Annotated in this window: 9 protein-coding genes and 1 pseudogene; 1 reads left to right on the top strand and 9 read right to left on the bottom strand. The window is 71.5% G+C overall.

Annotated features, from left to right (window positions below):
• The 9 genes and pseudogenes from ACFWEE_RS08065 to eccD all read right to left on the bottom strand — a co-directional run.
• A pseudogene (locus ACFWEE_RS08065) lies at positions 1-9,204 on the bottom strand (hypothetical protein); the annotation flags it as partial.
• A gap of 7 nt (positions 9,205-9,211) precedes the next feature.
• Positions 9,212-9,547, bottom strand: a complete 336-nt coding sequence (locus tag ACFWEE_RS08060) for a hypothetical protein (RefSeq protein WP_386887428.1) — start codon at positions 9,545-9,547, stop codon at positions 9,212-9,214.
• 6 nt (positions 9,548-9,553) lie between these two features.
• The gene (locus ACFWEE_RS08055) at positions 9,554-10,012 is read right to left on the bottom strand and encodes a YbaB/EbfC family nucleoid-associated protein (RefSeq protein WP_386887426.1); all 459 of its coding nucleotides are present in this window, start codon (positions 10,010-10,012) and stop codon (positions 9,554-9,556) included.
• 22 nt (positions 10,013-10,034) lie between these two features.
• Entirely contained in the window at positions 10,035-12,758 is a 2,724-nt protein-coding gene (locus ACFWEE_RS08050) for an AAWKG family protein (RefSeq protein WP_386887424.1), read from the bottom strand.
• 65 nt (positions 12,759-12,823) lie between these two features.
• Positions 12,824-13,267: a type VII secretion system-associated protein gene (locus ACFWEE_RS08045; RefSeq protein WP_386887422.1), complete on the bottom strand. Its 444-nt coding sequence runs from the start codon at positions 13,265-13,267 to the stop codon at positions 12,824-12,826.
• Positions 13,268-13,422: 155 nt separating this feature from the next.
• Positions 13,423-13,746, bottom strand: coding sequence for a WXG100 family type VII secretion target (locus ACFWEE_RS08040; protein WP_386887420.1), 324 nt, complete (start codon positions 13,744-13,746; stop codon positions 13,423-13,425).
• Between the two features lie 58 nt (positions 13,747-13,804).
• The gene (locus tag ACFWEE_RS08035; RefSeq protein WP_386887419.1) at positions 13,805-14,143 is read right to left on the bottom strand and encodes a hypothetical protein; all 339 of its coding nucleotides are present in this window, start codon (positions 14,141-14,143) and stop codon (positions 13,805-13,807) included.
• Positions 14,144-14,256: 113 nt separating this feature from the next.
• Complete coding sequence (gene eccB, locus ACFWEE_RS08030; RefSeq protein ID WP_386887417.1) at positions 14,257-15,837, bottom strand: type VII secretion protein EccB; 1,581 nt, start codon at positions 15,835-15,837, stop codon at positions 14,257-14,259.
• A gap of 115 nt (positions 15,838-15,952) precedes the next feature.
• Positions 15,953-17,353, bottom strand: coding sequence for a type VII secretion integral membrane protein EccD (eccD, locus tag ACFWEE_RS08025; RefSeq protein ID WP_386887415.1), 1,401 nt, complete (start codon positions 17,351-17,353; stop codon positions 15,953-15,955).
• 284 nt (positions 17,354-17,637) lie between these two features.
• On the opposite strand from eccD, the gene eccCa reads away from it, so the two are divergent.
• Positions 17,638-21,579 (top strand): type VII secretion protein EccCa, encoded by a 3,942-nt coding sequence (eccCa, locus tag ACFWEE_RS08020; RefSeq protein ID WP_386887438.1) that lies wholly within the window; start codon positions 17,638-17,640, stop codon positions 21,577-21,579.
• The last annotated feature ends 58 nt before the right edge of the window (positions 21,580-21,637 follow it).

Genomic DNA, 21,637 nt, shown 5'->3' with positions numbered 1-21,637 from the left:
GACGGTCAGGTGGGCTGTGGTGCCGGGTGGGGCGGGTTCGACGGTGATGTGGAGGAGGTCGCCGTTGGGCAGGCGGTGTCCGGGAGCGTTGTAGTGGTCCTCGACTCCCTGGCGGAGTTTGTTCCATGCCGTCGCGGTGTTGGCGCCGTTGAAGGCGACGGTGATGGTGAGGTCGGTGACGGTGTCGTCGTCGTGCCGGAAGCGGCGGACGTCGAAACGGGAGGGGACGGTGAAGCGGGGGGTGCGGTCCGGTCGCATCCGGGGCCGCGTGGCGGGCTCGGCGTCGGCGGGAGCGGGCCGCGTCTCCGCCAGCGCGAGATCGACCTCCCGCAGGGCGTCGGCAAGAACGGCAGCCTGCTGCTCCAGGGCTTCCTGGAGTTCGAACTCCTGCCGGCGGCTCTCCTGTTCCTCCCGCGCCGCTCTGGTGAGGTCCGACGCCTCCGTGTCGAACCGCTGCCACGCGGTCATCGCGTCCGGGTCGAGCCCCGAGGGCCGACCGTCGGAGTCGAAGTTCCAGAGCCCGAGCGTGCCGTCCTCGTACCGCACGACCAACTCGACCGGTTTCCCGGCGGTCGCCGCCGTCTGCGAGGCTGCGAACAGGGCGCGCCCCAGCTCCTGCGGATCGGGCCGGGCGGGAGTCCCGTCACCGGTCGCCGGGTCGGTCGCGACCGCGAGCCACAGTTGCGCCTCCTGGTCCGCGGGGTCGATCTGCGACGCCAGGAGATCGGGCAGCGAGTCCAGCGGATGCGTCCGCCAGTCCCTCAGGTCCGGGGCGGCCCATGCGGTCGACACCGAAAGGTCCGCGCCCGCCCGCACCATGGACGCCAGGTCGTACACCTGCGGATGGGTCCGAGGCGGGGTGATGCCGTGACCGAGTACGTCCCGCTCGGCGACGCGCACGGTGGCGGTGCCGGTGACATGCCGGGTTCCCTCCGGCCCGCGTACGGTCACATGGGTGTCGACCAGTGCCTCGTAGGTCCGGGTGCCGTGTGAGCCGTCCTTGGGGGCCGACGTCCCTCCGGTCTTGAGCCATTCGCGGCGCCCCCCGGACGTACCGGCCGCGCCGCCCGTCGTCTGGGGCTGACGGGCCAGGACCGGGATGGTGGCACCGCCGGACGCCTGGTTGGCGTCGTCGTGACTGTAGATGCCCTGGAAGCTGATCCCGCCGGTCACGCCGCCGTTGGACGACGAGCCGCCCACGGTGCTGCTGAAACTGAGCCGGTCCAGTGTCACGTCCGACGCCCCGGTGACCCGGCGCGGGTGGTGCAGGGTGACGGACAGGGACGGCGGGGTGTCGGGCGCCGACTCGAAGGGATAGGCGCCGGGCATGCTCCCGGTCAGCCCGGCCGCGGTGCGCGGGTGGTCCAGAGCGATCTCGCCCGCCTGGATCAGCTCGCCGATGCGGACGGCGGTGCTCTCCGCGGACGTGGAGGTGTCCAGGGAGCGCCAGTCCCGGTTCTGGCCGGGTGCGACGGTGTTCAGCGCGCTGGTCACCTCCGGCCAGGCGTTGAAATCGAAGACCGGGGCCGGACCGGTCGGGACGAAACGGTTGCCCTTCAGGACGGGCTGGGCCTCCGAGACCTCGGGCAGCAGCGGCGGGTCCACGTCCTGGCCCTCGGCGGCCTCGCTGCCGGTGAACCGGAGCGTCACGCGGGCAGGTACGACGGCCGAGCGGCTCGGACGGCCGCCGAGCGTACGGCTGATCCAGCCGGTGACCCCGGAGCCGTCCTCCGGCGCGCCGGCCGACGGCAGGAACCAGCCCTGCACCATGCCGCCCAGCACGTTCGGCGGCCAGTCAGCGACCAGCTCGGAGCGGACGCCCACCTCGTAGTCGTACTCCAGGTCGAAGTCGGCGACGCTGTCGGTGCGCAGCCAGAACCGGTCCTCGGCGGCGGTGGCGGCCTTCGTGCCGTGGGCGCGGGTGGTCGCGGCGCTCAGCACCGGGCCGCTGCGGTCGGTACGGGTGTCGTTGCCGGGCTGTGGATACCGCGTGGTGGGATTGAAAGTGAGACCGTGCTGCGTGGTGTTCGTCGTCGCGGTGGAGACTCCCGCGGGCTGATGCGCGTGATACTGCTCCATGCCGGCGCCCGCACCTGCCTTCCGCCCGCGGATGGTGCGCCGTTCCTCGGCGTCGGCACGCGGTCTCGCGTTGAGGGTGACCTCCACCAGCCGGGCGCCGCCCTTCGCCAGATGGCGGAAATGGAAGCGCTGCACGCCCCTCGGACCGCGTCCGGGCAGGGCGCGCAGACCGGTGGGTGAGGTGTAGTCGGCGATCCGGGACGCCACACCGGGCAGGTAGGCGGCGTGCCCCGGCTGCGTGACACCCGGGGCCTCCGACTCGACCAGTGCGATCAACTCGTCGTAGAGACGGTTCCGGCGCTCCACCGGAACGGAGTCCGCCGTGTCGGCGGGAGTGCCGGGAGCCGCGGTCGTGGCCTCGGAGGTGCTGGAGGCGGCCGGCCTGGTCCCGCGGACGTCGGAGGAGGGCGGCGCGGTCGTGCCCGCGACCACGTGCCCCAAGCCCGCACGCCCGGCCTCCGGATCGCCGTGCGGGGCATCGAGCTGGGTGACGGACAGTACGCCCGCCAGGCCCGGCTCTCCCGTACGGGCGAAGCGGCCGGGCAGCGGGAGGTCCCGCTGCGCCTGCTGTGGCGGGGTCAGGCCCTCGACCCCGGTGAACCACTCCTGATGCCGGGCCAGTTGGGTGTCCGTCATCAGGAACTGCACGGCATCCGGCAGCTCCACGGCGACGGTCACCGGCTCCCCCCGGCCCAGACCGAGGGTGTTGCCGACCACGTTGCGGGTGCCCCCGCGCAGGGTGACCAGGATCAACGCGTCGGCGCCGATACGGTGACTCTCGGCCTTCTCGGTCGGGTTGCGGTTTACGGCGGTCGTGGTGGAGAGGGTCGCCGAGTCCTCCGACTTCGCGGTGGAGGAGTACTTCGCGGACGGCCCGAAGGTGTCCGGCCGCTTGGGCGGTGCGACGGAGGGATCGGTCGGCCTGGCGACCGCGGGAGCCCTGGTGCCGGTCACCGCGACCCCGCTCTGGTGGGTGCCGGAGGCGGACTTCTGCTGGGAGGCGGTGTCGGAGGAGGAGACGCCGGATTCCAACTGCTGCTTGGCGCTGTGCATCGCACGGGGGTTGCGCAGCACACCGCTGATCTCCAGTGAGTACTCCTGGTCGGCGCCGAGGCCGGGCAGGGTGACTCCCTCGACCACGTAGCTGCCCTTGAGGATCTGGTGCCCGCGCGCGGTGAGGTTCGCCGGCGACAGGGCCGCCCGCAGTACCTCGGCGGCGAGGGTGGTCGGGTCGGTGGCGCTCCGACCGGCCGCCGACGCCGCCACCAGTGATGCCGCCGACTTGACGACCTCCGGGCTCATGCCACTGAGGGCGGTGCCCAGTCCGGCCGCCCAGCTCGGCTGCGGACGTCCTGGATAGGTGCCCGCCGCTATCCGGCGTATCGCCTCCTGGAGCTCGCCGGAGCCGTGGAACACGTCCAGGACCGCGTCGTCCGGAAGCTTGGCGACACCCTCCAACGGGCGTCCGTCGGGGCCCGTCGTCGCCAGCGTCTTCCGGTCCTCCGCCGTCACCTCCCGGATCCGTCCGTTCCGCGGGCGAGGGGCGGGGTCAGGGGCGGCCGTGAGGGTTCGGTGATGCGGTACGGCGACCCTGATGCTGCCGATGACGGCCGTCGGCGGCGGACCGGCCGGGGGCGGGGTGACGTCCGGCCCGGCGTACGGCGTGGCGGCGGTGTGCTCGGCGAAGCGGACGGTGGGCTCGGTGCCCGAACCGTCGTGCAGGTCGAGAGTGAACCGCGCGGGGATGTCGAAGACCTCTCCGCCCTGGTCCACGCCGACGAACTGCTGGTCCTGGCTCAGCCCCGAACCTACGCCGCCCGTGTGGGAGATCTGGCCGGTGTAGGCGTAGTCGGCGGCCGTGCCGAGGGTGCCGGAGCCGCCCGGAGGACCTACGGGGCCGCTGACGCTGCCACCGAAACCGGCGGTCCAGCCGTAGCCGGAGGACTGCTGCTCCGAGCCGCCCATGACGAAAGAGGTCAGGCCGATGAGGTGCAGGCCGGGCAGCGTGCGCACGTGCCGCGTCGGACGTGGGGCCGCCGGTGCCGTGCCGGTGCCGGGGGTCGCGGTGACCGGTGCCGGCGTGGTGCCGGGAGTCGCGGTGGCGGGGCCCGGCGCCTTGTCACGGGTGGCGCTCAGGTTCAGCTGGACGCGACGGGTCCCGCCGGCCGCGGTGGGCTTCTCCAGCCACAGGGCGTGACCGCCGTCGACCATCGCGTCGACGGCGGCCCGCAGCCCGACGTCCGAGCGGGCCTGCTCGAACATGCGCAGGTTGTTCAACTGGGCCTGCACCAGAGCCTCGTCGGACAACACCGTGGTGCGGCTGGTCACGGTCGCGGAAGCCGGCAGGAACCCGTTCGCCCGCAACCAGACCTCGGCATGGGCGAAGAGCTGCTCCGGGCCTTCGACGGCCAGCGGGGCCGCAGTGGTGCCGATGCTCTGAAGGTTCTCCAACTCCGCTGGCAGAAAACGGAGTTCATCGCCCTCGGGGACCCTCCCCGCAGCGTCGGACCTGGCCAGTACGCGCAGCTGCATGCCGTCGTCCCAGGGCCCGAATCGCCGCTCGGCCTCCCCGCCGCCGGGGCGTACGAGGGTGACGGTGTGCCGCACGCTCGCGGGTGTCAGCAGATGGCTGCGGCTGCTGCGCAGGGAGTGCGAGATGGTCGCGCTGCCCCCGTTGCCGAGGGTGTCGCTGGTCTGCCAGCGGACCCCGCCCTTGCCCAGGAAGGATCCCGCGACCTTGCCCGCTGCGTCGGGATGCCCGTCGGCGTGGCTGCCGGTGAAGGCCGGTCCGACGCCGAGGTCCACGCCCACGGCGTTGGTGACCTTGGCCTGCCCGTCCACCTTGACGGTGCTGAGGAGATGGCTCTCCAGGTTGATCCTGCTGTCCTGGCTCTGGTGCGTGGGCTTGCCCGGCGTGACCTCCGTGGTCACCTTCAGCATGCCGATCGCACGCCCGCCCGAGTCCAGTAGCAGGGGTGAGAAGATGCCGCCCGCCCGTTGCATGGGCAGCGTGCCACGCAGCACCGGTTCGGAGAGGAACGCTTGCAGCGCCTGGGCGGACGAGTCCGAGAGGTCGGCGAGATCACGGTGGAACTCGCCGTTGACCATCTCCAGGAGTTGGTGCGGTTCCTTGACGCTGTCCACGCCCCACAGCGGCAGTTCGTCCAGGTCGGCGGGTTCCGGCAGCGGCTCGGCGTCGGCCGGCCGGTCGGTGCTCAGATGCTCCGGGAACCAGACCGTGACCGGGCCGAGTTCGGAACCGGGGCCCCAGTTGTCCATCGGCGCCATGCGGGGCGTGTCGACCCGGGCCTGCCAGTTCGACCCGTAACTGAAGGCGTGCGACGACTCGTTGCTGCGCTGTGCCGTCGTCGTCTGCACGGTCCGGGTGACCGACGTCGACAGCGAGAGCTGATTGTGCGTCAGGGACAGGGAAGGTCCGAAGTCCACCCCGCGCACCGGCCCGGCGGCCGGGATCGGCAGCGTCGCCGACCATGGCACCAACAGGGTCCGGACGGTGCCGGACGACTCGGTGTCACCCGATTCCTGGGTGCCGAGCCCGCGCCGCTCGACGTTCACGGCCGGGTCCGAGGGATCACGCGTGCCCTGGCGGAGCGAGGGCGCCGGGTCGTGGAGGGACAGCCGTACGTCGACGGTCCGTCGTCTGCCTCCGACGTCCACGGTGACGCGGTGCCCCATGCTGCTGAGCAGATAGGGCAGGTTGATCACCAGTTGCTCGCCGCCGAGTTCACGGCGCAACTGCTCACGTACGGGGTGCGTGGCCTGTTGGTCCGCCGGAATCCCCAGCAGGTTCATCACATGCTGATGCAGGCCCTCGGCGATCCGTGGTGGCAGCGGTTCCACCTGCACCAGGCCCACGTTGCCGTCGCGCCGGCTCCCGTAGCTCTGGACGTACGGCGACGGGGCGAGCGGCGCGAGCGGATCGGCGCCCCTCGACCGGGTGACCGGTGGCATGGACCCGACGGTGTCGTCCGGGCCGCCGACGAGGGCGCTGAGCAGGGAGAGGTGTCGGGGACGCAGACCGCCCCGGGCGTAATTGCCCTGCTGCTCCTCGGAGACGTCCTCGGCGACCGGGCGTTGATAGGTGCCCATCAGGCTGCCGTCCACCTGGGGGCGCTGCGGGGCCGTGGCGTCCCGGCTCTCGTCGCGCAGGCCGAGTTGGTGGCCGATCTCATGGGCCAGGTCCTGCGCGGTGGCGTCGGATCGCCAGGTGTGCTGCGAGGTGCGGGTGCCGGAGACGGCACCGGTCAACTCCACCGCCAGATGCGGCTGTCGGCCCGCGACCGCCGGTACGACGGTGACGTGCAGCCGCTCCCCGGTGGCGAGCCGGTGACCGGGCTCGTTGAACGTCTGCCGCACCCCGGCCGCCATCCGGTCCCACAGGGCCCGGCGTTCGGTTTCGCCGACCGTGCCGGTGCCGTTGAGAGCGACCTCGACGGTGAGGTCCACGACCGCCTCACCGTCGTGCGTGAAGCGGCGCACGTCGAAGGAGGAGTCGACGGTGTAGCGGGTGGGCCTGCCCTCGGCGGTCCTCGGCGTGGAGACCGGGTCCGTCCAGGTGTGGCTACGGGTGACGGGCGGCACCGCGGACCGCGCGGCATCCCAACCGGACTTCTTCGCACCGGACGTGGTGGTCACGGGGGTCGCCGGGCCGGGCTCCGCAGGGGCGGAGGTGGTGGTGACGGTGGGTACCGTCGGGGCCGGCTTCGTGTCCGTGGGGGGCGCGGGATCGGGCTTGGCGGGTACGGACGTCGTGACCGCGGGCGGCGCCGGATTTTGTTCCGTCACGGGGTTCGTGGCGGCGGATGTCGTCGGCGACGGTGATGCCGCGGTGTGCGGGACCGGGCTCTCGACGGGCGTCGTCGGCGAACTCCCCTCGGACCGGGTGCTGATGGGGGTGGGGGCGGCGTCCGGAGTGCCTTCGGCGGAACGGCGCTTGTCGCCGTCGGGGCGCACAGGGGGGTGCGCGGCTCGGGGCGGCTCCGGCGAGGCCGGGGCCGATCGGGACGTGTCCCGGCCCCACGTACCGGTCGTCGGCGACACGGGGGCCGTCCCGGCCCCCGTGTCCCGGGCGGCACCGGGACGGACGTCCGGATCGACGTCGGTACCCGCGTGCGTACCGAGGTCCGTGCCGAGTCCGGCGCCCCCGACCGTGTCGGCCCCGCCGTCTCCCGGCAGGAGCGTGGCCGTGGACGAAGTCCCGGGCCGGCGCGCGGACTCGGGGGAGGACTCGGGCGCGGGCCCGTCCGCCGAACCGGGATCGGTGGCGTCCGGCGTCCCCCTCCCGGTGCGCTGCGGCGAACCCGTGCCGTTCGCCTGATGTCCCCGCGTGGGCGTCTGCCCCGGCGCCGAGACCGCGTTGGCGGCCGGCGCGCCGGCGTTCGAGGCGAAGTTGGCCGGGGCGCCGGCATGCGAGGCCGGTAGAGGTGCGGAGCCGGCCGTACCGATCGTCGGCACCGCCCCCTCGCCTCCCGCCGAGGTCTCCTCGTCCGCCTCCCCGGAAGGGGACTCCCGGATCGCGGCGGACCGAGAGGCGGAGTCGGCACGCTGGCCGGTCGTCCCCGCCCTGGGGGCGGCCGGGTCCGTACCGTGGTCGGTCGCCCGGGTCGCGTCCTCGTCCGTGCCGTCGTCCGTCGCCCGGGTCGCGTCCCCGTCACTGTCCGAGGACGCCGGATTCTCCTGTACGCCCTCGGAGGTGTCGCTCCGCTGATGGGCGCCGGGGGGAGGAGCGGACCGACCGCTGCCGACGCTCCGGGGCGTTCCGCTGCCGGACGTCGCGGGCGTTCCGCTGGAGGACGAGGTGGGTACCGTACCGGTGCCACCACCGCCGACGACGCCGGGCGAGCCCATGCCGTCGAGCCCGACCCCGAGGTCGGCGTCGAGGTCGGCGTCGATGCCGCGGGGAGTGTCCACGGAGGCCGGGAGATCCGTCGTGCCGGTGCGCGTCGCACCGGTGGAGGACGTGGTCGGCACCGCCCTCGGTGCGCGGTCGTCGTCGCGCCCGGTGTTCCGCCCGTCGACCGAGGTGCTGTCCGCACCGGTACTGTCCCCACCGGTGACCGGCAGGACGTTGACGCTGCCGAAGTCGAACCCGGACCCGAACGCGCCGCCGAACTTCGCCGCCGCCCCGAACAGCGCCGAACCGACCACCGAGCTGACGCCCGACCCGATGAACGTGTCCAGGTTGCCTTCCCACTTGCCGTGCAGGACGCCGGTGACGACGATCTCGGCCAGAGCCTCCGAACCACCCGCCACCAGGAACTCGTTGGCGCCGCTGCCGGTCCCCCGGACGAACCGGTCGCCGACGGACCGCGGCGGCTTGTCGATCTTGGAGGTGATGTCGTCGGTGATGTTCTTGGTGTTGGTCTTGGTGAACCGGGCGCCGTCCGGGCCGTCCAGGATGTTGCGGAAGCCCTTGCCGAGGTTCTTGGTCAGGGATTCGAAGGCGCCGTGGAACATGCCGGTGACGGCGCCGAAGAGGCCGTCCTCGACGATCTGCTTCCAGTCGAAGCCGCCGGGCCTGCGGCCCGGCGGGGCCATCGTCATCATGGCGAGCCGGACCACGAAGGTCTGGAACGCCTCGTCGAATGCCTCGGACAGGCTGGGCAGCAGATGCGTCCGCTTGAGCAACTGGTCCAGGGTGGCGAGGATCGCCACCCTGCTGCGGGCCTTGGCGGTCGCGGTCTGGCTCGCGGAGGCGCCGCCGGTGAAGAACGACAGCGCCGTGATGATCGTCAACTCGATCAACAGACGCACCAGTTCGGCGATGATCGACCACTTGGCCTCCATGATGTCCATGGAGATCTTGACCCGGCCGTTGCCGACGTCGTCCAGCTGCCGGGCGAACTCACGCAGATAGTTCGTCCCGCCGTTGTCCACGAACAGACGCATGGCCCGGACGTACTGCCGGCCCACCTGCGGGGGCAGCGCCTGGCCCACGCCGAAGACCGACTGCTCGATCAGATCGGACAGTTCCCGGACGTTCTTGCCGAGCCGCCGGTAGGGCTGGTGGCTCCGGTACGCCAGATCCTCGTCCGCTTGCAGCATCTTCTCGCCGATGAGAACGAAGAGCAGGTTGTTGAGTTGGGGCGAGACGATGATGCTCATCGGAGTGTCAGTGCTTTCCGCGGCGGGCCGAGTTGATCGAGTCGATCACGCCACTCTGGGTGGTGCGGATGTTGTCCAGGTTGGCCAGGGTCCCGTCGGCCACCCCGGAAACCGCCTCGACCAGCGAGGTTCCGGTCTCCAGCGCCATCGTGCGCTCGCGCTTCTCCTGCGGGATCACTTCCTCGGCGAAGCTGTCGTCGTGACCGGGCCAGCCGACCGTGCTGTTGAGGGCCATGCTGAAGTCGCGGAGCATTTCGTGGGCGAGCGTGCTGATCTGGTCGATCTGGCGCACACCGGCGGCCAGTCGGTCGGGCTCGGCGTAGTACGCGTTTCCCTCGGGCATCGCTGATCAGTCCTCCTGGTCCTCGTGGATCTCGTCGAGCAGCCGGCGCGACGAGGTGTGGCGGTCCCCGCCCGAGGGTCCGTCGAGAACCCCCGGGCCGAAGATCTTGTTCCAGTCGATGTTCACACCCGGCAGTTCGGGCACGGAGTCATGGGGCCGGGTGAACGGTTCGAACGCCTCCATCACCTGACGGGCCATCACCGCGCGCGCCTCCTGGGTGGCCTCCAGAACACTGGCGGCCAGCTGCCCGGCGGGCATCGTGCGGTACTTGCCTTCCAGGAAGCGGAGGTCGGTCAGATCGCCCTGCGCGCTGACGGTCACCTCGACCGAGCGGTCCAGGGAGCGGATCGTGCAGCTGGCGCGGCTCAGCTCCGCCTCCGCCTCCGCCACCCCGGCCGTAGTGGTCTCCAGGTCGGCCATGGCGCGGGCGAGCCGCTGCTCGATGGTCTCCTTCATGTCGCTCATGTCTTCGTCCCCCACACGGTGCTCAGCGCCCGATCACCGCGGGCGCGCCGCCCTCGTCGGTTCCCCATACGTCCTCGTCCTCTTCCGTCCAGCTCACGCGGGCCCGGTCGCCACTCTCGGTGGACCGGCCGTTCCGGCCGGCGCCTCCGGGGCCCGGGACGAGCGCCCCCGAGGCGGCGCCGGTCGTCGCCGTCCGGCCCCGGGTCACCACCACGTCCTCGTCCTCCTCCGCGGTTCTGCGGGGCCGTGACCGTCCACGGCCGGCTGCCGCGGGCCCGGCGTCGGTCAGCACGTTGCGGACGCGCTCCCCGTTGTTGCCGCTGCCACCGCCGCCTCCGCCCGATCCCATGCCGCCCATACCGCCCATGCCGCCCATGCCCGGGAAGAGCGGGCTGCCCGCCCCGCCTGCCGCCGAGCCCGCCTCACCGGTCGCGGCGGCCGGGAGAGCGTCGCCGCCGGAAGCCCGCAGCGCCCCGCCCGACAGCAGTTCCGCCGAAGTGGCGTCGTCGTAGTCGGCGTAGCCGGCGTCGCCGTACCCGGAGCCGCCGTACCCGCCGTCGCCGTATCCGTACCCGCCGTCGAGGAGGGATGAGCCGCCGGTCGGCGTGAGGCCGTCACCGAGACCGGTGTTCGTGGTGAGGCCCGACGACAGGCCGTCCAGGTCCAGGCTGCTGGTACTCGTGGTCGGTGTCAGGGAAGGGCTGGTGAGATCGAGGCCGCTCAGGGAGTCACCGAGGCCGCTGCCGATGTTCCCGGTGGTGACGTTGCCGTCGGGGTCGCGGGTGGTCAGCGCCCCGGTCTCCGGGTCGATCGTGGTGGTCGTGCCGTCGGGGAACGTGGTGGTGAGGGTGCCGTCGGGGTTGAGCGTCGTCGTGCTGCCGTCGGGGTTGACGTGGCCGCCGGGGACGGTCAGGTCCCCGGTGGTGACCTTTCCGTCGGGAGTCGTCGTCTTGACGATCCCCGTCTCCGGGTCGAGGAGTTGGGTGGTGCCGTCCGGGTACCTGGTGGTGAGGGTGCCGTCCGGGTTGAGCGTGGTGGTACTGCCGTCGGGGTTGGTGAGCGTCGCCCCCTTCGTCCTGTCGTTGCCGTCGTCGCTCCCGTTCAGCAGGTTGCTGAGGCCGGCACCCAGGTTGGACGTGACGCCGCCGGGAGTGTCGATGCCGTCACCCAGGCCGTCGCCGAGCCCGTCCCCGAGGTTGTCGAGCCCGTCGCCGAGCCCGTCGCCGAGTCCGCCGCCCAGGCTCAGGTTGCTGAGGCCGTCGCCGAGCCCGTCGCCGAGGTCGCTGAAGCTGTCGCCGAGGCCGTCCCCGAGGTTGTCGAGGCTGTCGCCGAGCCCGTCCCCGAGTTTGCTGAAGTTGTCGCCGAGCCCGTCCCCCAGGTTGTTGAGGCCGTCGCCCAGGTTGTTCCCGAGGTTGTTCAGGCCGTCGCCGAGGCCGTCGCCCAGATCGGTGAGGTTGTTGCCGAGGTTGTTCAGCGCGTTGTTGTACTCCTCCTGCTGCCGGTTGGCCTCGTCCTCGGCGATCTGGCGACGGTCGTCCTCGTACGACTCCGTCAGCGAGGAGGTGTCCTTGGTGCGGATCTCGCTGAAGGCGTCGGACACGTCGCTCCACGCCGTCTTGAGCGCGGTGAGCGAGGTCTTCGCCTTTTCGACCAGGACGTCCTCGACGTGCTTGTTCCACCGGGTCACGGCCTCTTCGCCGATCTTCACCCAGGTGGCCATGTCGTGGAGGTTGCCCCAGGGGGAGTGCTGCACGAACCCTTCGTCGGTGTTGTAGTCCTTCGCCGAATTGTTGGTCGTCACACGGGTGTGTTTGATCTGGTGCTCCAGCACCCATACGGAGACCTCCTGGAGGACCTCCATCAGGATCCTGTGCGCGTCGTGCCTGCCTCCGGCCGCCCAGGTGTCCCAGGCGTCGCTGAGCGCCTTGGCCTCCGTCATGAGAGCCGTCTGGGCGGTCGCCAGCGCCCGGCTGAGCTTCGACCTCGGCACGTGACCGCCGAGCATGGCCGCGGCGGTGCCGGTGGCGTCCGCGGTGAGCTGGTCGACGTAACTGTCGTAGTTCTTGTGCAGCTGGTGGACCAACTGCCAGAACAGGCCGGCCGCCTGGCCGTGCCAGGCGGCGTTCTCCTCCCCGAGGGAGTTCTCCCACTGTTCCAGGGTCGCCGCGTGGTCCTCGAAGAACTTCAGAGTCCGGTCGTACGCCTGCGCGGTGCGGTCGAAGGAGTTGGCGTCGACGGCCTCGGTGTCCTGGACGCTCAGACCGCTGAACTCGAAGCCCCTGGTGGTGTGGTCGGCGCGCAGTCTGTCGATCGCCGCCTTCGACCCGCTCTGGTACTGCTGGAGCAGGCTGAGGTCCCACTCGTTGCCCAGTACGCCGGTGAACTTTCCGGCGCTCCAGATCTCGCCCGCGTCCAGCAGCCGCCCCGTGCCGTCGGTGGTGGGGATGCCGATGAACACGATGGTCGCCTGGTACAGGGTGCCGCCGTAGTGCTTGCCGTCACCGCCGGCCTCGACGAACGCCAGGTCGTAGTCCTCACCGTGCTGGGTGTGCCAGCCCACCAGGGCGGTGAAGTTCTGGGCGGTCAGCTCGGTCGAGGCCAGGACCTCGAACCCCAGACGCATCAGAGGCACGCCCTCGGTGCTCTTGAGGGTGTCGAACAGCTTCTTGCGGCTGGGGACGTTGTACCCGGTGTAGAGGGTGACCGCCTGACCCCAGTAGTCGCCGGGATCGGAGGTGACTGGCATGACGGGACTCCGCTGCGTGGAGGAGGGCGGACACGGGGTGGTGGGTCGACGGGGGAGGCCGAGGGTCAGTCCTCGGTGTCGGACGGCCCTTCGAGGTCTTCGTCGACCCCGGACCAGACGTCCAGGAACTTCTCCCCGTCGATGCTCTCCAGGGAGGCGCCCTGGGTGTTGAGCAGCGTGGTGATGGTGGTGTCCAGGCTCTCGTCGATGTCGTCGAAGAGGAGACCCTGGTCGCCGAGGACGTCGTCGATCGACTTCGCCGACTTGAGCGCGACATCGGTCAGCGTCTTGCCGTAGACCGTGTCGTCGGACGTCATCAGGCCGATGCCGAGCACCGGGTTCTCGCCGATGTACTGCGCGGGGGTCGTGCCCCTGACGATGCTGTGCAGTGCGAGGACGCCGTTCGGATCGTCCTTCACGACGCTCTTCAGGTCGGCGATGAACGTGGCGAGATCGTGATCACGGAACTGCTTGAGTTTCTGTCCGTTCAGATGGGTCAGGTCCGCCATGGCGTGGTCCTCGTGGGTGCTCGGTCGGCGAGAGGGCAGGGTTCGGGAAGGGGAGGCCGGGCGAGGGAGAGCGGAGTGGTGAGGGAACCGGACGGCGATCGCGCTGGTGGCCGTCCGTCCGGCTCGCCCGGGTACCGCACCGCGACCGTCCGCGGTCAGCGGGTGACGCGTACCTCGGACCACATCTGGGACAGCGAGTTCTCGCTGTAGCGGTAGTTGTCGGAGATGTCCGTCAGCAGGCTGGAGTGCGAGGTCAGCAGCGTCTCCATGTTCTTCACCGCCTGGTCCCAGGCCGCCTGCTTCTGGCGGTACATGTTGGCGTCGTCGCCGTACCAGGACTTGATCAGCTCGTTCAGCTCCGCCTCCAGCGACGCGAGCGTGTTCGCTATCGCCTTGGTCTGCTGGACCATGTCGTCGGCGGCGTTGTTCATGTGGTTGTAGTCGACGTAGATGTAACCGTCGGTCAAGTTGTCGGGCATGGGAGCCTCCTGATCGGTGGGGAGCGCGGTGTCGTACGGACTCCGGGAAGCGGCCTGCTCAGCCTGCGAGTTGGTCGTACGCGGCCTGCGACTGGCTGTAGGCCGAGTTGATCGCCTCGTTCGAGGAGCCCTGGGTCTTGCCGTGCTGGACGAGGCTCTGGTTCAGCTTGTCGACCATGTCCTCAAGGCCGCGCAGGATGCCGTTGCACTGCTCGTCCCACTGCTTGAGGAGGGCGCCGAACTGGCCGCCGTCGCTGCCCTGGTAGCCCGAGGACAGGCCCGCACGGGTGTTGTCCACGTCCTGCCGGGACTTGAGGATGCCACTGAAGGCGCTCTCCAGGGCCTGGATCCCGTTACGGGTCGCCTGCTCGTTCGACTGCTGTCCGGTCCCTGCCATGGGTCCGCCTTTCGATGGGGTGCGGATACAACTGCGGCGCCGGTGAGCCTAAGCACGCCGGAGAGCAGGGTGCAACGTGGCGCGATCGGCTGCGCTCAGGATTTGGCGAATCGTCAACTATGTTTACTCGGCTGCAACTTGTTTCCGGTCGTGGCGGATTCCCCGACCCGCCCGCCGGGAGCGTCCGCGGGGTCCTCGGCGCAGGGCCGTGCCGTCGACGCGGGCACCAGCCCGGTCGCCGCCTGCGGAGTCAGGTCGGGGCCGGTCGGCAACATCGCCAGCAGCGGGGACGGCAGCCCCCGAGCGTCGGACTCCGTCCAACCGAGCGCCGTGAGCGCCTCCTTCGAGCCGACCCGGTACTTCACGCCGTCGTCGGCCACGAAATAGGTGGTCGCTCCGACCGTCCCGCCACCGGCGCCGAGCGCCCGCGCCAGCACACCGTGACCGGGCCGCACGACCACCGCGTCCACCGGCAGGCAGGCGCCCACCACCGCGTCACCACTGCGCTGGGCCACCGGGCCCAGCGCGCCGACGGGCACCAGCACCGAGCTGATCCGCACACCGTCGCCGCCCGGGAGCACCCGTGCGCACACCGCACTGCCGTCGGGCACCCGGGCGGCCCGGGGCGGGCTGTCCGGCAGCCCGGCCACCGACGGATCACGGCCGGTGGTGCCGGGCGCCTGGTGGTCCTTCAGCAGGTCCGCCCCGATGGGCAGTGCCGTCGGCGAGTCACCGTCGTACGCCTTCGACCGTACGGCGGGGTCGCCCAGCAGCAGCGCCACGGCGGTCGAGGTCACCGGGACAAGGCCCGTGTCCCCCAACAGGAAGTACTGGGCGCCCGCCTGTCCACCCGTGCCCGTCACCGTGGCACCGGGCACCGTCACCTGGAAGACCTGGCCGATTCTGGTCGCCGTACCGCCGAGGGTGGGGCCCTTCGAACCCAGCCCTTTCACCGACGGCGACGCCAAGGCCGGGCCGGGCACGAACGAGTCCAGGAACGCGGCCGACACCGGGCGGGGCGTCACCGAGCTGTAGCCCAGCGACAGCAGCGCGCCGGACCTGGTGTCGAGCCGCAGCCGACTGCCCTGCCAGATCAGGTACTTCTCCTGGTCGGGACCGCTCACCAGCACCGCTTCGCCGGCCCCCAGGCCGGTCGAGTCCAGGGGCACGCCCGCCGCCACCGCGGTCACCGCCCGCGTCGTCCTTCCCCCGCCCCCGGCTGCGCCCTCCGTCGTCGCCGAACAGACCGCCCACGCGCCCGACTCCAGGTCACCCGAGGAGGGCACCCCGTCCGGCGCTCCCGGGATGCCGACCGCGGCACCCACCGGGGTGTCCCGCAGCGAGGCCGCACCCACGTCCGTCGTCTCCAGGTCCGTACCGCCGATGAGCAGCGCGGAGGAGTAGTTGCGCACCGGGCGCAGCCGGCCGTCGAGGTAGAGGTAGCGGGCCCCGGTGTCACGGTTGACGATCAGGTTCTTGCCGCTGCGCCACGAGTCGTTGCCACCCGGCGAGACCAGCCCGAACACCACCGCCCCCGCGGAGATCAGCACAGCGATCAGCAAGCCGATCCCCGCCCCCCGGGTGGTGCGCCCCAGCGGGCTCTCGGGGGCGTCCGGGTCGGCGAGCAGCATGCCCGAGGTGAGGCGGCCCATGACGAAGGCGTGGGCCTGCACCTGGTCGCGCTTGGATTGCATGAACCGCGGTCCTTCCGATCAGCCGGTCCGCACCGGCTCCCGCGCTACGGGGCCGTTCGCGTCGAAGTGGTCGTTCGCGTCGAGACGGTCGTTCGTGTCGTGTCCGTGGCCGGGGTCAGCCGTTGATGGCGCGCAGCGCGGCGAAGACGCCGAGCACCCACAAGGTCAACGGCAGCAGGGCGATCGCCAGCAGCGACTGCGCCAGCTCCGCCGCCCTGCCCCAGTAGGGCAGCATCCGCCGGCCGGGAACGATCCAGGAGGCGACGGCCAGCACGGTGGCCGACGCCAACAGCCCGCCCACCACCAGGGGCCGGTCTGCCGCGGTGGTGCCGGCCGCGAGGGCGAGCACCAGCAGCGTCACGCCCCAGGCGCCGGGCAGGACCAGCGCCAGCCGCTGCCACACGTTGACCATGCCCCGGCCGTGCACCAGCAGGAGCACGGCGAGCACCCCCGCGGTCAGGACCTCGGGGAGTACCGGGTTGCGGCTCAGCGGCACCAGGCAACCCGCGCACAGAAGGCCGGAGGCGCCGTAGAGGCCGGTCATCCAGCCGCTCGCCAGCTCCGTGCGGGTCGTCACGTCCGTGCCGTCGTAGGGCTCGATGCCCTCCTGGAGCTGCTGCGGGTTGGTCGGCAGGGCCGGCATGCGCATCCCGGCCAGCTGGAAGGACAGGGCGGGCACGAAGCCGCCCAGCAGCACGGCCAGCGACGCCACGGCTGCCGCCGCACCGTCCACACTCAGGTCGAACAGGCTCATCAGGACACCCGCCAGCACCCCGGCCAGCGACACCAGCGCCGAGGCCACGAACAGCGGCGTGCATACGGCGGTCAGGGCGAGTGCGAGCACCGCGCCGCCCGCGCAGGCGGCGGCGGCGGCCAGCAGCCGGGCGCCCAGCACCTGGTTGGCCTGGGGGCCGGCGATCTCACCGCCCGGCTGCAGCCAGCCGGCCAGGGCCAGGAACGGTCCGGCCATGAAGCCGAGTGCGGCGGCGCCGGCCGCGTCGCCCACCGCACGGCTCGCGGAGGCGGCCCCGGCCAGCAGCAGCAGCCCCGCCACGCCGGCGGCGGCCATCCGCGGCCCGGTCGGACCGCCGGGCCAGGCCAGCACCGCCAGTCCCAGTGTCAGGGCGGCCACCGCCATGCCGAGCAGCAGACGCCGCCCGGCCGCCGCGTCCCAGCTGTGCAGCCGGTCCCGGGTCACCGTCGCCATACCGTCCACCAGGTCGTCGAGCCGTACCTCCGGCAGCGACTCGGTGTGTGGCCGCAGGTACAGGACCTCGCCGTCCTTGAGGTCCACCGCGGCCAGGGTGCTCTCCTCGTCCAGCGCGGCGCCGCCGAGGCGCTGGAGCACCCACCCGTCGTGCTCCAGGCCGTTCTCCTCGACCTCCTCGCCGGCGTAGTGCAGGACGGTGGGCAGCAGATCGGCGACGGGTACGTCGGAGGGCACCGCCAGGTCGATGGTCCTGGCCGGGGCTCTGACGGTGAGGCGGCAGAGGCCCGCAACGGAGCTGTCGGTCATCGTGGGTCTCACGTTTCCATGAGTCGGGCCGGGGGAGCCGGAGGTCTGACCCGAACTGGCAAGATGCCGACGGGAGTCATGCGAGGGCCTGCTTGGACGTACCTATCGTCGCCATGCAGACTACTGATGGGCGGTCGAACGGAATTATGGGCCCCTACCGACGGCGTGTCACAACGACGGGGATTCGGCGACCAGTTACGCGGCGCTCAACCCCGATCCTTTAAGGAGCAGTTGCGTTGAGCGTGGTTCTCTTCCGCAGACCGGCCCGCCGCCGTGGTCCCGACATGCCCGAGGGTGAGCTGAGCCTGCAGGAACCCCCGACACTTCCGGAGACCGTGCCGGACAGCTCGGCGGTGTGGACGTACCTGCCGATGGCCATGATGTCCGTTTCCATGATGCTGATCTTCATCAAGCCGGGTGGCGGAAACAGTTCGTTCACCTACATCGCGCTGGGCACGATGGTGATGGGCTCCGGTGCCATGATGGTCGGCCAGGTGATGCGCAAGGCGGGGGAGCGCAAGCAGCGGCTGCGCGGAGAACGCCGGGACTACCTGCGCTACCTCACCCAGATCCGGCGCCAGGTCCACCGGGCGGTCGTCGAACAGCAACTGGCCCTCGCCTGGCGGCATCCGCATCCCCGGACGCTGCGTGCGATGGTCCGCACCACCAGGCTGTGGGAACGGCGGGTCAAGGACGAGGACTTCGGCGAGGTCCGGATAGCCGTCGGCGACCAGCAGTTCGCGATGCGGCTCAACCCGCTGTCCACCAAACCCGTCGAGGACCTGGAGCCGCTCAGCGCGCACGCCCTGCGCCGCTTCATCCGCGCCTACAGCACCGTGCCCGGCCAGCCCATCGCGCTCTACCTGCGCTCCTGGTCACGAGTACTGACCCGCGGCGACGAGGCCGCCACCCGCGCCATGGTCCGCGCCGCACTGAGCCAGCTGGCCGTGTTCCACCCGCCGGAGGAACTGTGGATCGCGCTGTGCGTCTCGGACGAGCGGCGCGCGGACTGGGAATGGGTCAAGTGGCTGCCGCACAACCTGCATCCGCAGGAGCAGGACGGCGCCGGACCCGCGCGCATGGTGGCCGCCACCCTCAACGACCTGGAGGAGCTGCTCGGCGCCGAGTTCACCGAGCGCCCGAGTTTCGACCCGGACGCGGTACCGGGACGCGACGAGCCCTACACCGTGATCGTGGTCGACGGCGTCACCGTGCCCACCGGTCACCGGCTGGAGGGTCCCGGATTCCGCAACACCGTCGTGCTGGACCTCTCCGGGGCACTCGCCTGGCGCCCCGGCCGCACCACCCTGCGCCTCGACGTGGCCCCCGACGCCGTCCGCCTGGTGCGCACCGACCGCAGCCGCAAGGAGCAGACCACCCTCCTCGGCCGCCCCGACCGGGTCGGACCCGTCGCCGCCGAGGCGCTGGCCCGGATGATCGCCCCGTACCGCATGAGCCTGGCCGCCGACATCGCCGAACCACTCAGCTCAGACGTGCAGTTGACCCAACTGTTGGGCATCCCCGACCTCTACCGGCACACGCCCGAGACCCTCTGGAGGCGCCACGCCGGCGCTGCCCGGCTGCGGGTCCCGGTGGCCGTCGGCGCGGACGGCACACCCGTGGAACTCGACATCAAGGAGTCCGCGCAGGGCGGCATGGGGCCGCACGGCATGCTGATCGGCGCCACCGGCTCCGGCAAGAGCGAGCTGCTGCGCACGCTGGTCCTCGGACTGGCCCTCACCAACTCCTCCGAGACGCTGAACTTCATCCTGGTCGACTTCAAGGGTGGCGCGACCTTCCTCGGCCTGGACGAACTCCCGCACACCTCCGCCGTCATCACCAACCTCGCCGACGAAGTCGCCCTGGTGGAACGTATGCAGGACGCCCTGCACGGCGAACTCATCCGCCGCCAGGAACTGCTGCGCGCGGCGGGCAACTACACGTCCGCCCTCGAGTACGAGAGGGCCCGCGCATCCGGTACCCCGCTGGAGCCACTGCCCAGCCTCTTCGTCGTGGTCGACGAGTTCAGCGAACTTCTCGCCTCGCACCGGGAGTTCATGGACCTCTTCGTCATGATCGGCCGCCTGGGCCGGTCGCTGGGCGTACACCTGCTGCTCGCCTCCCAGCGCCTGGACGAGGGACGCATGCACCAGCTGGAGAGTCATCTCTCCTACCGGATCGGCCTGCGCACCTTCTCGGCCATGGAGAGCCGCGGGGTGCTCGGCGTCCCCGACGCCTACCAACTGCCGTCGCAGCCCGGCGCCGGCTATCTCAAGAGCGGGGTGGAGGCACTCACCCGCTTCCGTGCCGCGTACGTCTCCGGGCCCTATCGGCACCGCCGCGGCGCCGCCGTGCAGGCCAGGGTCGCCAGCCAGGTCGTGCCCTGGACGGCCGGCTGGGTGGTCCCGCGGGCCTCCGCCGCGCCCGCTCCCGACCCGGTGGAGGAGACGGAGTCCGCCGAGAGCCTGCTGGCCGTGGCCGTCGACCGGCTGCGCGACTCAGGTCCCGACGCGCACCGGGTGTGGCTGCCGCCGCTCGACGTACCGCCGACCCTGGACGGTCTGCTCCCCGGCATCGAACCCACCGCCGACCGTGGCCTCAGCGCCACCCGCTGGCCCGGCACCGGACGCCTCCGGGTACCCGTCGGCCTGGTCGACAAGCCCTTCGACCAGCGGCGCGAGCCGTTGGTGCTCGACCTGTCCGCGGGCGGCGGCCACCTCGCCGTCGCGGGCGGCTCGCAGAGCGGCAAATCGACGGTGCTGCGCACCCTCCTCACCTCGCTCGCCCTCACCCACACCCCGGCCGAAGTGCAGTTCTACTGCCTCGACTTCGGCGGCGGAACCCTCTCCTCGCTCACCGGTCTGCCGCACGTCGCCGGGGTCGCCTCCCGTCTCGACAGTGAGCGGATCAGCCGAACGGTGGCCGAGGTCACCACCGTGCTCGAGCACCGTGAGCGGTTCTTCCTCGACCAGGGGATCGACTCCATGGCCACCTACCGGCGCCGGCGCGCGGCGGGGGAGTTCACCGACGAGGCACACGGGGACGTCTTCCTCGTGGTGGACGGCTGGGCTCAGGTCAAGCAGAACTTCGACCACCTGCTCCCCACGTTCAACCAGCTCGCCACCGGCGGTCTCAACTACGGCATCCACCTGATCACCACCACCACCCGCTGGGTGGAACTGAGCGCGCAGGTACGCGACCAGAGCGCCACCCGGCTGGAACTGCGGCTCGGTGACCCCATGGACTCCGTGGTGGACGTACGCAAGGCGGCCGTCGTTCCCCGGCTGCCCGGACGCGGACTCACGGTCGACGGCAAACTGCACTTCCTGACCGCCCTGCCCCGTCTCGACGGCGTCACCACCACGGAGGACCTCAGCGAGGGCGTCACCGCGCTGGTGGAGAGAATCGCCGATCACTGGTCGGGCGAACCCGCGCCCGCCGTAAGGATGCTGCCGCACCGACTGCCCGCCTCGGCCCTGCCCGCACCGGAGTTGGGCGACGGGCTGCGACTGGCACTGGGTCAGGACGAGGAAAAACTCTCCACGGTGTGGCACGACTTCAGCCGGACTCCGCACCTGGTGGCGGTCGGCGACACCGAGAGCGGCAAGACCAACCTGCTGCGGCTGGTCGCGCAGGCGGTCACCGCCCGCTACGCCCCGACCGAGGCGCGGGTCCTGGTCGTCGACTACCGGCGCGAACTCGTGGACGCGGTCCCGCCGGAGTACCAGCTCGGGCACGCCGTCTCCGTCGACGCCCTCAAGGAACTCGTGGGCGGCTCGGCGCGCGCGCTCAAGACCCGGCTGCCGGGGCCCGACATCACCCCCGCCCGGATGCGGCTCGCCGACTGGTGGCAGGGGCCCAGGCTGTTCGTGCTCGTCGACGACTACGACATGGTGGTCGGCAGCAACAACTTCGACCACCCCTTCGCCCCGCTCTTCGACCACCTGGCCCTGGGGCACGAACTGGGACTGCACGTCATCGTCGCCCGCTCCGCCACCGGCGCCGGCCGCGGCCTCAACGACCAGCTGCTGCGCCGCCTCGACGAGGCCAACACCCCCGGAGTACTGCTGTCCTGCCCGCCGTCGGAGGGCTATGTCTTCGGCAACATCAAGCCGCGCAACCTGCCCGCGGGACGTGCGCGGTACATCGCCAGGCGCAAGCCGACGCTGATCCAGACGGCACTCGCGAAGACGGCGGAGCCCTCCGAAGGAGCGGACGGGAACTGACCCGGCGCGCGTCGGACCGGGAAGAGCGTGCCCGGCCCGGTCCGACGCGGTGTCCGGA

The sequence above is a fragment of the Streptomyces sp. NPDC060184 genome, from assembly GCF_042728795.1.
Classification (GTDB): domain Bacteria; phylum Actinomycetota; class Actinomycetes; order Streptomycetales; family Streptomycetaceae; genus Streptomyces.
The sequence above is the reverse complement of the archived record's forward strand: the minus strand, read 5'-3'. Positions and strand labels throughout refer to the sequence as shown.

Excerpts from the sequence above, each read along its gene's own strand:
- ACFWEE_RS08040 (WP_386887420.1), bottom strand. The coding sequence starts at position 13,746 with ATGCCCGACAACTTGACCGACGGTTACATCTACGTCGACTACAACCAC.
- ACFWEE_RS08060 (WP_386887428.1), bottom strand. The coding sequence starts at position 9,547 with ATGCCCGAGGGAAACGCGTACTACGCCGAGCCCGACCGACTGGCCGCC.
- eccCa (WP_386887438.1), top strand. The coding sequence starts at position 17,638 with ATGCCCGAGGGTGAGCTGAGCCTGCAGGAACCCCCGACACTTCCGGAG.
- ACFWEE_RS08035 (WP_386887419.1), bottom strand. The coding sequence starts at position 14,143 with ATGGCAGGGACCGGACAGCAGTCGAACGAGCAGGCGACCCGTAACGGG.
- eccD (WP_386887415.1), bottom strand. The coding sequence starts at position 17,353 with ATGACCGACAGCTCCGTTGCGGGCCTCTGCCGCCTCACCGTCAGAGCC.
- ACFWEE_RS08055 (WP_386887426.1), bottom strand. The coding sequence starts at position 10,012 with ATGAGCGACATGAAGGAGACCATCGAGCAGCGGCTCGCCCGCGCCATG.
- ACFWEE_RS08050 (WP_386887424.1), bottom strand. The coding sequence starts at position 12,758 with ATGCCAGTCACCTCCGATCCCGGCGACTACTGGGGTCAGGCGGTCACC.
- ACFWEE_RS08045 (WP_386887422.1), bottom strand. The coding sequence starts at position 13,267 with ATGGCGGACCTGACCCATCTGAACGGACAGAAACTCAAGCAGTTCCGT.
- eccB (WP_386887417.1), bottom strand. The coding sequence starts at position 15,837 with ATGCAATCCAAGCGCGACCAGGTGCAGGCCCACGCCTTCGTCATGGGC.